This window comes from Nonomuraea sp. NPDC049028 (assembly GCF_043197735.1).
Lineage (GTDB): Bacteria > Actinomycetota > Actinomycetes > Streptosporangiales > Streptosporangiaceae > Nonomuraea.
The window spans coordinates 1,388,776-1,403,737 of sequence record NZ_JBICTR010000001.1 but is presented as its reverse complement, the minus strand read 5'-3'; the positions used below and the strand labels follow the sequence as shown (position 1 = coordinate 1,403,737).

The window sequence follows — 14,962 nt, the reverse complement described above, 5'->3', positions numbered from 1 at the left end:
CATGGACATGACGGGGTTGTGCATCATGCACTGGCTTTTAACACACTGTTGAGTTCTCAAGAAACGGACGCGTACTCCCCAACCTGCGAGAGGCGTTCATTTCGTTGTGTCCTAAGCTTATCCAGCTTGTCAGCTTCGCGTCAAATCGGAGACTTGCTGGAAGCTGCGCAAACCGTCTAAGATTGTGCACCCTGTCTCCAGGGCAACCCTCATAACTTACCGTGCCATCCTGGGCTTGTCGAATCAACCGATTTTCCGGTGATCTGAGCGCACCCGAGACGACTCGTGCCAGCGAGCGCATGGAAGCGCCTGGCCGAGTGGCTCGTTTCTCAAGGGGTTCGCCCTGGGGGCCCGTCCGCCTGATCGGCGTCCGGCTCACTCCCGGGGCGAAGAGAAGATTAGGTCGCCGTTCGCCCCACGTCAAATCGGCGTTCACGCCCGCTCTCTAGGTGTCCACGGGACCTCCAGCAAGGCCGGTTCTGATCTGCGCAAACGCCGAGCAGATCGGAGACACGAAGCGTCCAAGCCGCGGCAACTAGCGACATGGCGGGACATATCCCCAGTTTCCTGGAGGGAGATGGCGGGACATGACGAGGCTCGGAACCCATTGCCGATATGCGGATGAGCAAGATGAGCAAGATGAGCTTTGGGGCGGGGCGGGCAACCCTGAGTCCGGTGCACCGTCCGGACCGACAGCGGTCCGGACCGACAGCGGACCGGATAGAGGGCGGGCCGAGCAAAGCTCGCACCGGACAGAACGCGGACCAGATAGAGGGCGAGCTGAGCAGAGGGCGAGCCGGACCGACCACGAAGCGGGCAGAAGGCAGAGAGCGCGGACCGGGAGAGCGGGCGGGGCCTAACGGAGGTGATGTCCCACCCAGGGGTGGATCAACGATCTCGCCGTGCGTTTCCTACGCGGAGCCACAGGGCTGAGCGGGTGAGAAACGACGCCGCTCTGCGGGACGTCATCCGAACGGCTCGCGGGACAGGCCTCGTGCATGGCTGGGGTGAACAAGTAGACACCCATCAGCGTCAGGTCGCTCTTGCGTGCTGCGATTTCTCCTCCACGAACGGATCCAGGACCGGACGGACCCAGGACCGGACGGACCCAGGACCGGACGGACCCAGGACCGGACGGACCCAGGACCAGAGGGATGGCGACCGGACGGCGGCCGGACGGATCGCGACTGGACGGACCGGACGGACCGGACGGATCGGACGGATGGCGAGCCGAACAGGAGCGCGGACCGAACAGGTGAACGTGGTACCGCGGGGATGACATCCCACTAAGTGATGATCCACGATCTCGTTACATGGCTTCTACCAGGGATGATCGGGGTCGAGCGGCCGAGAATCCACACCGCGGGACGTCATCACTGCGGAACGCCCGGTGTAGGCGCCGAGGGCAAACCTTCACAGTTGCGAGGATGCCCGGTCGATCGCCGTTCCGCAGCGTCGGAGGAGGGAGCGCAGGGTGTCACGCTCCTCTGCGGTGAGTTCGTCCGCTATCGCCTGCTCTATCCGCACCGCCCGCTCGTCCGCCTCCTCCAGCGCAAGGCGGCCGGCGTCCGTGAGTCGGGTCTCCAGGACATTGCCATGCCATGGGTGCGGCGTACGTTCGACCAGGCCACGTGCCTCGAGGTTTTTCAGCACCACGGTCATCGCCTGCGGGGTCACCAAGCAGGCTCGGGCGAGAGCGGCGGCCGAGATGCCGGGGTTGGCCGCTAATACGTAGAGCGTCGCGTACTGCGGCACTGTCAGCCCCGCGGGCCTGACCGCGACCTGCTTGGCGGCGATCAGTTCCTGCTCGGCTCGCTTGATGTCGAGGCCGAGGCGCTCCTCCGCGGGCATGCCCATGACACGAGATGCTACAAGAAATCTAGCATTGACGACTATCAAAGCTTTGATAATGTGCAGAGCCGTACACACGAATGAGGAGGCGTCACGTGATTCCTGAGAGCCATCTGGACCTGTTGACCAGGCCGCTGTTCGCGCATCTGGCCACCATCGCGCCAGACGGGAAGCCACATGTGAACCCGGTCTGGACAGTGTGGGACGGCGAGTTCCTGCGCTTCACGACTACCACGGACCGCCAGAAATACCGAAATGTCGCGGCAAATGGGAACCTGGCGGTCTCCATCAACGACCCCGACAAGCCGTATCGGTACCTGGAGATCCGGGCCGTGGTGGACCGGATCGACCCCGACCTGTCGGGCGACTTCTTCGACGTGCTCGCCACCCGCTACGGCCTGCAGTACGACCGGCCGGTGGGCGACGCGGAGCGGCGGGTGGTCATCGTCGCCCGGCCGACACGTACGACCAGCCAGTGACGACACGTACGACCAACCAGTGACGACAACACGTACGACCAACCAGTGAAACGATCAGCGACCAGCCCGTGAAGACCGGGGGCGGCCACCATGGCCCGAGCCGCCGCCGCCCGAGCGGGCCTGGAAGCGCGAGACCGCTGCGGGGAGACAAGACCGCCGCGAGTGAGTGGCGAGAGCTGCGGGGGTGCAAGACGGCTGCGGATGGGCGAGAACCGCGAGTGGGCGAGATGGCCGAGGGTGGGCGAGATGGCCGAAGCTGGGCGAAACCTGCGAGTGGGCGAGACCGCTGCGGGTGAGCGGCGCTGGTCAGGCTCGCCCACGACCGCCCAGGGTGGGTGACGGCTTGGCCAAGGCCCACGCGAGCGGCAAGCCCGGCGTCCCGCAGGCCGGCGCCGCGGCTGTTACTACGCGAACGACGCCGCTCGAACGAATCAAGTGATGTCCCCCCAGCGGTGGATCAACGATCTTGTTGTTCGTTTCCTACGTGGACGCACAGGGCTGACCGGGTGAGAAACTACACCGCTCTGCGGGACGTCACGCTCAGCGCCGACGGATCGAGACCCACCCGAAGACCCCGGTGGACGGTCAAGACCCACCGGAAAGCGTGAGCGCGCGTACCTGCGCCGGCGAGACGAACAGTTCCGCCGCCATCCCCGCCTCCCGAGCCGCGACCACATTGACCTCGTTGTCGTCGAAGAACAGCGCCTCCCCCGGCTCCACTCCCAACCGCTGCGCGCAGATCTCGTACGCGCGCCGGTCCGGCTTCGCCACCCCGATCCGGCACGAGTACGTCAGCGACGCGAACCGGCCCAGCCAGTCACCGTGCCGCGCCTCCCACAGCGGCACCAGGTCCGGAACGATGTTCGACAGCAGCCCGAGCGTCCGTCCCTGATCGGCCAGTTCGTGCACCACTGCGACCATCTCGTCGTCCACGTGGCACCAGCTCTCCAGGTCGGCCGCCATCAGCGCGTCCACGTCGGCGAACCGCGTGCCCAGCCGTCCGGCGACCGCCGCCCAGTAGGCCACGGCGTCCTGACCGGCGTCATAGTCGGGCCGGCACCCCCAGTACGCCTCCCAGAAGCTCTCCCCCGGCACTCCGGCGAGGTCGACGAGGCCCTGTTTGGCGTCAGCGGTCTGAACGCGGGCGATAACTCCGTAAAGGTCAAACACGATCACTTCAGGCATAAATCTGAGCCTATGCGCGTATTCTGCCCCGGTGACCACCGCCTCCACCCTCGCCCCTCCAGCCCGGCCAGTCATACGTTCGCGCAGGTCAAGCCCGTGGTGGGTGGCCGGAATCGCCGGAGTCGTGGCGTTCAGCGGCTCGGGATCCGCCTCTCTCAACGGTGACGAGCTGGCCACGATCAGCGCCGCGTCCCGGTCGCTGCCGGGGTTGTGGGAGCTGGCGAGGCACATCGACGGTCATTTCCTGCCGTACTACCTGTTCATGCAGCTCTGGGCGAAGGCCGGGACCGCGGAGCTGTGGCTGCGGCTGCCATCGGCGCTGGCCATCGGGGTCGCCGCGTGGTTCCTGGTGGACCTGGGGCGGCGGGTGCACAGTACGTGGGCGGGGGTGACGGCCGGCCTGCTGTTCGCGGCGCTGCCGTCGGTGTCGTACTACGGCGCCTTCGCCCGCTCGTACGCACCCGCGGCCGCCGCGGTGGTCTTCTCGTTCTGGGCCGTTCACCGCGCCACGCGAGCCCAGGAGCAGGCCGAGCGCGCGCCCTGGGTGGTCTATGCGGCGGCGGTGGCGTTGGTGTGCTGCACACACCTGTTCGCGGTGCTCGTGCTGCCCGCTCAATTGGTCGCCGCCGTAGCGCTGCTCCCCCGCCGCACCGTGCTCCTGAGGTGGGCGCCCGCGGTCGCCGTCGGCTGCCTGCCCGCGCTCGTTCTCGGTCTGGTCGGGTACGGCGAGCGGCATGCGATCAGCTGGATCCCACAGCGCGGGCCGGAGGTACTGCTGAAGTTCCCGAAGATGGCGGCGGGGAGCACCGAGGTGGGGGTGGTGCTGTTCGTGGTGGCGCTGGCCGGTGTGGTGCTGCTGCGCAACAGGGCGTGGGCGGGGACGCTGTTGGGCTGGCTGGTGCTGCCGCCCGTCCTGCTGCTGGCCGTGTCGCATCTGGTGACGCCGGTCTATGTGGATCGGTACCTGTTCGTCGCCGCGCCCGCTCTGGCGTTGCTGGCGGGGATCGCGGTGGCGAGTGTTCCGCGGGGAGGGGTGGTGGCCTGCTGCGGGCTGGTGGTGGTCGCCGTGGCGGTGGGCGTACCGCAGCAGGTGGAGGTACGGGAGGCCAACGGGCGCTTCGAGGACTTTCCGTGGGCCGTGCGGAAGGTGGAGGCGCGGCCGGGGGACGCGGTCGTGTTCGGGCAGAGCTCGGTGCGTGCGGGGTTCGACTACTACCGTAACGGGTCGATGCCGGACGACGTGCTGCGATTGGGGGCCGCTCCGGAGGCGGAGGGGTTCGGCTTTCCTGAGCGCGATGACGTCGCCGCCGCGCTGGCCGATCGAGAGCGGGTCTGGGTCGTGTGGCGCGGGGTCAAGTCCGCCGGGCAGAAGCTGCCGCGGGTTAAGGCCGTACTGGAGGCGGGTTACGAGCAGACCGGGGCCTGGCACTCGGCGGAGACGCCCGGCCTCACCGTGGCCGTGTTCGCCCACAAATAGGCCAGCAAATAGGCCCACAGATAGACCGGGCCCTTCCCACACAACCTGGGAAGGGCCCGCACAACTCACGCGAAAAGCGAAAGGCGAAAAGCGAAAGGCGCGGTCAGCCGACCTCGACGCCGCCGACCGCCTTCTTGCCGCGCCGGAGCACCATGAACCGCCCGTGGAGCAGGTCCGAAGCCTCAGGCACGTACGACTCGTCGGTGATCTTGACGTTGTTGAGGTACGCGCCGCCCTCCTTCACCGCCCGCCTGGCCGCCGACTTCGACTCCACCAGCCCGCTGTCCGCCAGCAGGTCCACGAACGGCGCCCCGAGAGCCGGAACCGTCGCCTTCGGCACCTCGGCCAGCGCCGCGGCCAGCGTCGAGCCCGGCAGCTCCTCGAGCGACCCCTGACCGAACAGCGCCTTGGACGCCGCCACGACCGCCGCCAGTTCGTCGGCGCCGTGGACGAGCGTGGTCAGGTCCTCGGCCAGCGTCCGCTGCGCCTCGCGGGCGAACGGGCGGTCGGCCACCGCCTTCTCCAGCGCCTCGATCTCCTCGCGCTCGCGGAAGGTGAACACCTTCAGGAAGCGCACCACGTCGCGGTCGTCGGCGTTGAGGAAGTACTGGTAGAAGGCGTAGGGCGAGGTCAGCGCGCCGTCGAGCCAGACCGACCCGCCCGCGGTCTTGCCGAACTTGGTGCCGTCGGCCTTGGTGATCAGCTTGCCGGTCAGGGCGTGCACGTGGCCGCCCTCGACGCGCCTGACCAGGTCGACGCCGGCCGTGATGTTGCCCCACTGGTCGCTGCCGCCGACCTGGAGCGTGCAGCCGTTGCGCCGGTAGAGCTCCAGGTAGTCGTTGGCCTGCAGGATCTGGTAGCTGAACTCGGTGTAGCTGAGGCCCTCACCGCCGAGCCGGGCCGCCACCGACTCGCGGGCGAGCATCCGGTTGACGGGGAAGTGCTTGCCGATGTCGCGCAGGAAGCCGATGGCCGACATCTCGGCGGTCCAGTCCAGGTTGCTGACCAGCGCGGCCGAGGTGGGGCTGTCGTCGAAGGTCAGGAACTTCTCCACCTGCACCCGAATCCGGGAGACCCATTCCTCCACGACCTCGGTGGTGTTGAGTACGCGTTCGGTGCTGCGGCCGCTGGGGTCGCCGATCAGGCCGGTGGCGCCGCCGACCAGGCCGATCGGCTTGTGGCCCGCCCGCTGGAACCGGGTCAGGATCAGCAGCGTGGCCAGGTTGCCCATGTGCAGGGACGGCGCGGTCGGGTCGAAGCCCGCATAGACCGTGATCGGACCTTTCGACAGCGCCGCGCGCAGGGCGTCGATGTCGGTGGTCTGCGCGAGGACGTCGCGCCATTCGAGCTCATCGAGAATGTCGGTCACGGTGCTGGCTTTCCAGGAGACGTCGAGTGGTTACAGAGTGCCCGATCGCGCCGGATGACCGCCACTTGGATAATCTCGGTCGCCATGTGGAAGGTCCGTCGCGAGCTGGCCGTTTTCAAGATCCTAGGGGCTGTGGCGTGTGCCGGTCTCGCCCTGTTCTGGTATGTCCAGGGTGATGTACGCGGGGTGGTGCTGGCGGTGCCGGCCGCCCTGCTGGTGGGGGCCATGGGGCTGCGTGACGTCCTGGTCCCGGTACGGCTGGCGGCCGACGAGAGCGGCGTCACCGTGGTGCACGGCTTCGCCGGGCGGCGGCACGTCCCGTGGGAGGCGATCGAGAACATCCAGGTGGACGTACGCAGGAGGTACGGCCTGCGCAGCGAGATGCTGGAGATCGACACCGGCGACCAGCTGCACATCTTCAGCGCTCACGAGCTGGGTGCCTCCCCGACCGAGGTGGCCGCGGTGTTGCGGCGGCGCGGCGTGTGAGGCCGGAAGGGTGAGACGGTCGGGTCACCGTCGATCCAGAACCGCCACGGGGTGTCCTTGGCGGTCGAGATCCCGGTGCGCGGCCCCGACCTGATCCTGTCCGCCTCTGCGGGCCGCCCGCCGAGCATGGCCACGGTCCCCTTGGGCAGCCCGGTGAGCCACGCCGCGTGTTCGGGCTCATCGCCGCGAGAAGCGTCATGGAAGTGCGGCAGCACAGCCGGTGAGCCCTCCCATACGGCGTCGAGCCCATTGTGCTCGCGCGCCAGCCCGAGGGCGACCGCCAACCGGGCGGGGCCGCGAGCGAGGTCCCGGTCCGCGATCGGCTTGCGCCCGGAGACGGGCGGTCCGTCGCCGTCTCCTGAGCGGCGCGAGCGGGCCAGGTCGGCCCGCGCCACCACCTCACCGGCCCGCAGCAGCACCGCCGACCCGTGGTCCTCGGGCAGGCACACCAGGTTCGCGCAGAAGTGCATGCCGTAGGTGAAGTACACGTACAGATGCCCAGGTGGCCCGAACATGACCGCGTTCCTGGCGGTCCGTCCCCGGTAGGTGTGGGCCGCCGGATCCTCGCCGGGGCCGCCGTACGCCTCGACCTCGGTGAGCCGGACCGCGACCGGGCCGTGCACGAGCACGCGCCCGAGCAGGTCGGGCGCGACCTCGTGCGACGGCCGGTCGAAGAAGCTGCGAGGCAGGGGTGCCGAATCCAGGGTCCCGGAGTCCATGCCGGAGGCTAGGCCCCCGCGGCCCACGCCGCCTGGGCGTCGACCGTCTCGCGCAGCGCGGCGAGCTGGTCGCGGACCCGGTCGGGCGCCGTGCCGCCGTGGGCCTTGCGGGCGGCGAGGGCGCCGGGGACGTTGAGCACGTCGCGGACGTCGGGGGTGAGGTGCGGCGAGACCTTGCCCAGCTCGTCGTCGGTCAGGTCGCCCAGGTCCTTGTCGTTGACCTGGCACCACACCACCAGGTGGCCGACCGCCTCGTGCGCGTCGCGGAACGGCACGCCGCGGCGTACGAGCAGCTCGGCGAGGTCGGTGGCCAGCGCGAAGCCGTCGGGAGCCGACGCCTCCAGGCGCGCGGTGTTGACCCGCATGGTGGCGATCAGGCCGGCCATCGCGGGCAGGACGAGCAGCAGCGTGTCGACCGAGTCGAACACCGGCTCCTTGTCCTCCTGCAGGTCGCGGTTGTAGGTGAGCGGCAGGCCCTTGAGGGTCGTGAGCATCGCCATGAGGTTGCCGATGAGCCGCCCGGACTTGCCGCGGGCCAGCTCGGCGACGTCGGGGTTCTTCTTCTGCGGCATGATCGACGAGCCGGTGGAGTAGGCGTCGTCCATCTCGATCCAGCGGAACTCCTGCGAGGCCCAGAGCACGATCTCCTCGCCGAGCCGCGACAGGTGCACGCCGATCAGGGCCGCGGTGAACAGGAACTCCGCCGCGAAGTCACGGTCGGACACCGCGTCCATGGAGTTGAGCGAGGCGAAGGAGAAGCCCAGCTCTACGGCCACGGCTTCCGGGTCCAGCGGCAGCGACGAGCCGGCCAGCGCGCCGGCGCCGAGCGGCGAGACGGCCGCGCGGCGGTCCCAGTCGGTGACCCGGTCGATGTCGCGGGCGAAGGCGTGCACGTGCGCGAGCAGCTGGTGTCCGAAGGAGACCGGCTGCGCGTGCTGCAGGTGGGTCATGCCGGGCGCGGCCGTGTCGGCGTGCTGCTCGGCCTGGGCCATCAGCGCCGTCTCCAGCTCGACCAGCCGGGAGACGATCGTGCGGGCGTGGTCACGCAGATAGAGGCGCAGATCGGTGGCGATCTGGTCGTTGCGGCTGCGGCCGGCGCGCAGCTTGCCGCCGAGCGAGCCGAGCCGCTCCAGCAGGCCGCGTTCGAGCGCGGTGTGCACGTCCTCGTCGGCGACCGTCGGCCGGAACTCGCCCGCCTTGCAGGCTCGCTCCAGGTCATCGATCGCGCCGATCATGCGTTCGAGCTCGTCGTCGCTCAGCAACCCCGCCTTGTGCAGCACCCGGGCGTGCGCCCTGGACGCCGCCAGGTCGTACGGCACCAGCCGCCAGTCGAAGTGCACGCTCACCGACAGCCGGGTCAGCGCGTCGGCGGGACCCCCTTCGAATCGCCCGCCCCACAGCCGCATCGGCTTGCCATCACTCAACGTCATCTCCTTCTCGTCCCCCGCGACCATAGTGCACATCATCCTTTCTTCGCGTCGCGCGCGGCGGCGATCTTGGAGGGCAGACTGAACAGCTGGACGAAGCCCTTGGCCAGCGACTGGTCGAAAGTGTCGCCGGTGTCGTAGGTGGCCAGCGAGAAGTCGTACAGCGACTGCTCGGAGCGGCGGCCGCTGACGGTGGCCTTGCCGCCGTGCAGAGTCATCCGGATGTCGCCGGTGACGTGCTTCTGGGCCTCGGCGATGAGCGCGTCGAGGGCGTCCTTGAGCGGCGAGAACCACAGGCCGTCGTAGACGAGCTCGCTCCAGCGCTGGTCGACGCCGCGCTTGAAGCGGGCCAGGTCCCGTTCGACGGTGACGTTCTCCAGCTCCATGTGCGCGGTGATCAGTGCGATCGCGCCGGGCGCCTCGTACACCTCGCGCGACTTGATGCCGACGAGCCGGTCCTCGACCATGTCGATCCGGCCGACGCCCTGCGCGCCCGCGCGGGTGTTCAGCTCGTCGATCACCTGGTACGGCGTGAGCGGACGCCCGTCGAGCTTGACCGGGACGCCCTGCTCGAAGGTGATGACCACCTCGTCGGCGTCGCGGGGGACGGCCGGGTCGGCGGTGTAGGCGTAGACGTCCTCGGTGGGGCCGTTCCAGATGTCCTCGAGGAAGCCGGTCTCGACGGCCCTGCCCCACAGGTTCTGGTCGATGGAGAACGGGTTCTTCTTGGAGGTCTCGATCGGCAGGCCCCGCTGCTCGGCGTACTCGATCGCCTTGTCGCGGGTCCAGGCGAAGTCGCGGGCCGGGGCGACAACCTGCAGGTCGGGGGCGAGCGCGGCCAGGCCGGCCTCGAACCGTACCTGGTCGTTGCCCTTGCCGGTGCAGCCGTGGGAGACGATCGTGCCGCCGAACTGCTTGGCCGCGCTCACCAGGTGCTTGACGATGAGCGGGCGCGACAGCGACGACAGGAGCGGATAGCGGTCCATGTAGAGGGCGTTGGCCTGCAGCGCGGGCACGCAGAAGTCGGCCGCGAACTCCTCCTTGGCGTCCACGACGACGGATTCGACCGCGCCGCAGTCCATGGCCCGCTTCTGGATCACCTCCATGTCCTCGCCGCCTTGTCCGAGGTCCACGGCGACGGCGATCACCTCGGCGTCCATCTTCTCGGCCAGGAACGGGATCGCGACGGAGGTGTCCAGACCTCCGGAGAAGGCGAGTACCACTCTCTGAGTCATCGGTACCTCCAAAATCTTGGTAAAACGGGCTATGTACGCCGGGCGGCGACCCTCAGCAAGGCCTCTGCCACGACGCTCCCGCCCTGGGGATCGCGGCTGATCACGAGGATCGTGTCGTCGCCCGCCACCGTGCCGAGGATGGACTCCCAGTCGGCGTGGTCGATGGCCGAGGCCATGAACTGGGCGGCGCCCGGCGGAGTCCTGACGATGACCAGGTTGGCCGACGCCTCGGCGGAGACCAGCAGTTCCTCGGCGATCCGGTGCAGCCGGGCGGCCGGGGACTCGCCGGTGCCCAGCCTGGCCACCCGGATGCGGCCGCCGCCCTCACCGGGCAGCGCGTAGACCAGCGAGCCGTCCTCGGCGCGCAGCTTGAGCGCGCCGAGTTCGTCCAGATCGCGCGAGAGCGTGGCCTGGGTGACCTCCACGCCGCTCTCGGCCAGCAGCTTGGCCAGCTCGGGCTGGGAGCGGACGGCCTGCCGCTGCAGCAGGTCGGTGATCTTCGCCTGCCGCGCGACCTTGGTCATCGGAATGGTCATGCTGGGCTCACCAGCCAGTGGAGCAGCGCCTTCTGGGCGTGCAGGCGGTTCTCGGCCTGGTCCCACACGGCGCTGCGCGGGCCGTCGATCACTTCGGAGGTGATCTCGTAGCCGCGGTAGGCGGGCAGGCAGTGCAGCACGATCGCGTCGTGCGCGGCGTGCTCCATGAGCTCGGAGTTGACCTGGTACGGCATGAGCGCGCGCACCCGCTCGTCCTTGCCGTCCTGGCCCATCGACACCCAGGTGTCGGTGGCGACGACGTGCGAGCCCTGGATCGCGGCGGCCGGATCGGTCAGCGAGATCACCGAGCCGCCGGTCGTCGCGGCGATGGCGGCGGCCTGGTCGAGGATGACGGCGTCCGGCTGGTAGCCGACGGGGGCGCCGATCCGTACGTGCATCCCGGCCGTGGCGCCGCCCAGCAGGTAGGAGTGGGCCATGTTGTTGGCGCCGTCGCCCAGGTAGGTCAGGGTCAGCCCGGCCGTCCTGCCGAACCGTTCGCGGACGGTCAGCAGGTCGGCGAGGATCTGGCAGGGGTGGAACTCGTCGGTCAGCGCGTTGACCACCGGCACGGCGGTGCCCGCGGCCATGCCGTCGAGACCCGCCTGGGCGCCGGTGCGCCAGACGATCGCGGCGACCTGCCGTTCGAGCACCCTGGCGGTGTCCTCGATCGGCTCGCCCCGGCCCATCTGGGAGCTGCCGCCGTCGATGACCAGCGGGAGCCCGCCCAGCTCGCCGATACCGACGGCGAAGGAGACGCGGGTCCTGGTCGAGGGCTTGTCGAACAGGACGGCGACGGTCTGCGGCCCTTCGAAGGGGCGGTATCCGTAGCGGTCCTTCTTCATCGCGGCGGCCAGGTCGAGAACGTCGGCCTGCTCGGCGGGCGACAGGTCATCGTCCCTCAGGAAATGCCGGACACGCGCCGCGGCCGCGCCCTGCTCGATCGGCCCCGAGCCCGCACGCGCCGTCATTTCGCCGCCTCGGCGAGGATCCCGGGGAACGCGGCGACGAGCGCGTCGACCTGCTCGGCCGTCACGACCAGCGGCGGCGCGATCCGTACGGCGTCCGGCTGCAGCGCGTTGACCAGGAAGCCCGCCTCCGCCGCCGCCTGCTGCACCTTGCCGGAGACCGGCTCGGCCAGCACGGCGGCCAGCCACAGCCCGCGTCCGCGCACGCCTTTCAGCAGCGGATGAGCGACCGCTTCGAGCCCGGCCCGCAGCCGGGCTCCGGTCGTCCGCACGTGGTCGAGGTCGAGGTTGTCGAGCACGGCCAGCGCCGCGGCGCACGAGACCGGGTTGCCGCCGAAGGTGGAGCCGTGGTCGCCCTTGTCGAACAGCCGGCCCGAGTCGCCGAAGCCGACACACGCCCCGATGGGCAGGCCGCCGCCCAGGCCCTTGGCCAGGGTCAGGATGTCGGGGGTGACGCCGTCGGCCTGGTGGGCGAACCAGTGCCCGGTGCGGCCGATCGCGGACTGGATCTCGTCGGCGACCAGCAGCGCGCCGGTCGAGTCGCAGATCTCACGGGCCGCCGCGAAGTAGCCGTCGGGCGGCGGGACCACGCCTGCCTCGCCCTGAGTGGGCTCCAGGAACACCGCGATGCAGTCGCCCGTCACGGCCTCCTTGAGGGCGGTGGCGTCGCCGTACGGGACGAACTGGACCTCTACCGGGAACGGGCCGAACTGGTCGCGGATCGACTTCTTGCCCGTCAGCGAGAGGGCGCCGATCGTGCGGCCGTGGAAACCGTTCTCGGCGGCGACGAAGTAGGTGCGGCCGTCGCGCCTGCCGTACTTGAGCGCGAGCTTGTAGGCGGCCTCGTTGGCCTCGGTGCCGGAGTTGGCGAAGAAGACGCGGCCGGGGGCGTTCAGCAGGCCGAGGAGCCGCTCGGCGAGCAGCACCTCCGGCTCGTGCAGGTAGAGGTTGCTGGTGTGCGCGAGCGTCGCGACCTGCTTGGAGACCGCCTCGACCAGGGCCGGGTGGGCGTGGCCGAGCGAGCTGACGGCGATGCCGCCGACGAAGTCGAGGTATTCCCTGCCGTCGACGTCCCACACGCGGGTGCCCTCGCCTCGTGCCAGGGCGATCGGCGGGACGCCGTAGTTGGGCATGAAGGCTTGTTCGAACCTGTCGCGAAGGTTCATCAGGGCATCACCATGGTTCCGATTCCTTGGTCGGTGAAGATCTCCAGCAGCAGCGAGTGGGAGACCCGGCCGTCGAGAATGTGCGCTTGGGGGACGCCGCCCTGGACCGCCGTCAGGCAGGCCTCCATCTTCGGCTTCATGCCGCTGGACAGTGAGGGCAGCATGGCCTCCAGCTCGGCGCCGTCGAGCTTGTCGATCACGTCGGTGTCGTCGGGCCAGCCGGCGTACAGGCCCTCGACGTCGGTCAGGACGATGAGCTTCTGCGCCTGGAGGGAGACGGCCAGCGCGGCGGCGGCGGTGTCGGCGTTGACGTTGTAGATCTCGCCGTCCTCGCCGCGGGCGACGCTGGAGACGACGGGGACGCGGCCGTTGTCGATCATGGCCTGGACGGCGCCCGGGTCGACCTTGACGATCTCGCCCACCTGGCCGATGTCGACGTGCTCGCCGTCGACGAGCGCGTGCTTGCGCTCGGCGGTGAACAGGTGGGCGTCCTCGCCCGACATGCCGACCGCGAGCGGGCCGTGCCTGTTGATCAGGCCGACGACGTCGCGGTTGACCTGGCCGACCAGGACCATCCTGACCACCTGCATGGCCTCGGGCGTGGTGACCCGCAGCCCGGCCGTGAACGTCGACTCGATGCCGAGCCGGTCGAGGTGCTTGCTGATCTGCGGGCCGCCGCCGTGCACCACGACCGGCCGCAGACCGGCGTAGTGCAGGAAGCCGATGTCCTCGGCGAAGCCCTCCATGAGCGATTCCTCGATCATCGCGTTGCCGCCGTACTTGATGACGACGGTCGCGCCGTGGAAGCGGGCCAGCCAGGGCAGGGCCTCGATGAGGGTGTCCGCCTTGGTGTGGGCGGTGATGGTCCTCATGAGGAGTACGCCGAGTTCTCGTGGACGTAGTCCGCGGTCAGGTCGGTGGTGTGGACGGTGGCCGAGTGGGTGCCGGCCGACAGGTCGATGGTGATCGTCACGTCGCGCGGGCGCATGTCCACCTTGTTCCGATCGTCGCCGACGGCGCCGCCGCGGCAGATCCAGATGCCGTTGATGGCCACGTTCAGCCGGTCGGGCTCGAAGACGGCGTCGGTGGTGCCGACGGCGGCCAGCACGCGGCCCCAGTTGGGGTCCTCGCCGTGGATGGCGCACTTGAGCAGGTTCGAGCGGGAGACGGTGCGGCCGACCTTGACCGCGTCGTCCTCCGACGCCGCGCCGACCACCTCGATGGCGATGGCCTTGGACGCGCCTTCGGCGTCGACCAGCAGCTGCCTGGCCAGGTCGGCGCAGACCTCGGTGACCTTCTGCCCGAACTCCGCCAGGTCCGGCTTGACCCCGGCGGCACCGCTGGCCAGCAGCAGGACGGTGTCGTTGGTGGACATGCAGCCGTCGGCGTCGAGGCGGTCGAAGGTCTTGGAGGTGGCCTCGCGGAGCACGGCGTCGAGCTCTTCCGCGGTCAGGTCGGCGTCGGTGGTGATCACGCAGAGCATGGTGGCCAGGGCCGGGGCGAGCATGCCCGCGCCCTTGGCCATGCCCCCCACCATGTAGCCGTCGGCGCGCTTGAAGGAGATCTTGGAGACGGTGTCGGTGGTGCGGATGGCGTCGGCCGCGGCCAGCCCGCCGTCGCGCGACAGCTGAGCGGCGGCGCGCTCCACCCCGGCCAGCAGCGCGTCCATGGGCAGCCGCTCACCGATCAGGCCGGTGGAGCAGACCGCGATCTCGCCCGCCGAGTCCTGGAGCACCTCGGCCGCCTTCTCGGCGGTGGCGTGCGTGTCCTGGAAGCCCTCGGGGCCGGTGCAGGCGTTGGCGCCGCCCGAGTTGAGGACGACCGCACGGACCCGGCCGCCGCGCAGGACCTGCTGCGACCACAGGACCGGGGCCGCCTTGACGCGGTTGGCGGTGAAGACACCGGCCGCGGCGTGGTTGGGTCCGTCGTTGATGACCAGGGCCAGGTCACGGGCGTCGCCGGACTTGATGCCCGCGGCGACGCCCGCGGCTCTGAAACCGAGGGGAGCGGTCACGCTCATGCGTTCTCCTCTGCCGGCCGCTGGACTGCTGTGTCGGTTGGTACGCT

The 14,962-nt window shown here is 69.6% G+C and carries 14 protein-coding genes; 3 read left to right on the top strand and 11 right to left on the bottom strand.

Annotation, left to right across the window (positions count from 1 at the left end; genetic code table 11):
- Positions 1-1,413 precede the first annotated feature (1,413 nt).
- Positions 1,414-1,857: a MarR family transcriptional regulator gene (locus ACGFJ2_RS06310; RefSeq protein ID WP_357955476.1), complete on the bottom strand. Its 444-nt coding sequence runs from the start codon at positions 1,855-1,857 to the stop codon at positions 1,414-1,416.
- 89 nt (positions 1,858-1,946) lie between these two features.
- On the opposite strand from ACGFJ2_RS06310, the gene ACGFJ2_RS06305 reads away from it, so the two are divergent.
- Positions 1,947-2,330: a PPOX class F420-dependent oxidoreductase gene (locus ACGFJ2_RS06305; RefSeq protein ID WP_393465240.1), complete on the top strand. Its 384-nt coding sequence runs from the start codon at positions 1,947-1,949 to the stop codon at positions 2,328-2,330.
- Positions 2,331-2,915: 585 nt separating this feature from the next.
- Here the strand turns inward: ACGFJ2_RS06305 and ACGFJ2_RS06300 are convergent.
- A complete protein-coding gene (locus ACGFJ2_RS06300; protein WP_358187085.1) occupies positions 2,916-3,515 on the bottom strand; it encodes an HAD family phosphatase in 600 nt (199 codons plus the stop codon).
- Between the two features lie 31 nt (positions 3,516-3,546).
- Between ACGFJ2_RS06300 and ACGFJ2_RS06295 the strand changes: the two genes are divergently transcribed.
- Complete coding sequence (locus ACGFJ2_RS06295; protein WP_393465237.1) at positions 3,547-4,992, top strand: glycosyltransferase family 39 protein; 1,446 nt, start codon at positions 3,547-3,549, stop codon at positions 4,990-4,992.
- A gap of 103 nt (positions 4,993-5,095) precedes the next feature.
- On the opposite strand, the gene tyrS is transcribed toward ACGFJ2_RS06295, so the two are convergent.
- The gene (tyrS, locus tag ACGFJ2_RS06290) at positions 5,096-6,361 is read right to left on the bottom strand and encodes a tyrosine--tRNA ligase (RefSeq protein ID WP_358187090.1); all 1,266 of its coding nucleotides are present in this window, start codon (positions 6,359-6,361) and stop codon (positions 5,096-5,098) included.
- An 84-nt stretch (positions 6,362-6,445) separates the two neighbouring features.
- Here tyrS and ACGFJ2_RS06285 point away from each other — a divergent pair, with 84 nt between their 5' ends.
- Positions 6,446-6,847: a PH domain-containing protein gene (locus tag ACGFJ2_RS06285; RefSeq protein ID WP_393465233.1), complete on the top strand. Its 402-nt coding sequence runs from the start codon at positions 6,446-6,448 to the stop codon at positions 6,845-6,847.
- Here the strand turns inward: ACGFJ2_RS06285 and ACGFJ2_RS06280 are convergent.
- From ACGFJ2_RS06280 to argJ, 8 genes are read right to left on the bottom strand one after another with little or no spacing between them, the layout of a single operon-like run.
- Positions 6,787-7,566, bottom strand: a complete 780-nt coding sequence (locus ACGFJ2_RS06280) for a DNA-3-methyladenine glycosylase (RefSeq protein WP_393465230.1) — start codon at positions 7,564-7,566, stop codon at positions 6,787-6,789. The two genes, ACGFJ2_RS06285 and ACGFJ2_RS06280, sit on opposite strands and share 61 nt — an antisense overlap.
- 8 nt (positions 7,567-7,574) lie before the next feature.
- Complete coding sequence (gene argH / locus ACGFJ2_RS06275; RefSeq protein ID WP_393465321.1) at positions 7,575-8,996, bottom strand: argininosuccinate lyase; 1,422 nt, start codon at positions 8,994-8,996, stop codon at positions 7,575-7,577.
- Between the two features lie 32 nt (positions 8,997-9,028).
- Positions 9,029-10,228, bottom strand: a complete 1,200-nt coding sequence (locus tag ACGFJ2_RS06270; protein WP_357955489.1) for an argininosuccinate synthase — start codon at positions 10,226-10,228, stop codon at positions 9,029-9,031.
- Between the two features lie 29 nt (positions 10,229-10,257).
- Entirely contained in the window at positions 10,258-10,764 is a 507-nt protein-coding gene (locus ACGFJ2_RS06265; RefSeq protein ID WP_357955491.1) for an arginine repressor, read from the bottom strand.
- Positions 10,761-11,732, bottom strand: a complete 972-nt coding sequence (gene argF, locus ACGFJ2_RS06260) for an ornithine carbamoyltransferase (RefSeq protein WP_393465226.1) — start codon at positions 11,730-11,732, stop codon at positions 10,761-10,763. The genes ACGFJ2_RS06265 and argF overlap by 4 nt, the downstream gene beginning before the upstream one ends.
- Entirely contained in the window at positions 11,729-12,895 is a 1,167-nt protein-coding gene (locus tag ACGFJ2_RS06255; RefSeq protein ID WP_364003712.1) for an acetylornithine transaminase, read from the bottom strand. The genes argF and ACGFJ2_RS06255 overlap by 4 nt, the downstream gene beginning before the upstream one ends.
- Positions 12,895-13,767: an acetylglutamate kinase gene (gene argB, locus ACGFJ2_RS06250; protein WP_393465223.1), complete on the bottom strand. Its 873-nt coding sequence runs from the start codon at positions 13,765-13,767 to the stop codon at positions 12,895-12,897. Before argB ends, ACGFJ2_RS06255 begins: the two co-directional genes overlap by 1 nt.
- Positions 13,764-14,915, bottom strand: a complete 1,152-nt coding sequence (gene argJ, locus ACGFJ2_RS06245; RefSeq protein WP_357955499.1) for a bifunctional glutamate N-acetyltransferase/amino-acid acetyltransferase ArgJ — start codon at positions 14,913-14,915, stop codon at positions 13,764-13,766. The genes argB and argJ overlap by 4 nt, the downstream gene beginning before the upstream one ends.
- Positions 14,916-14,962 lie beyond the last annotated feature (47 nt).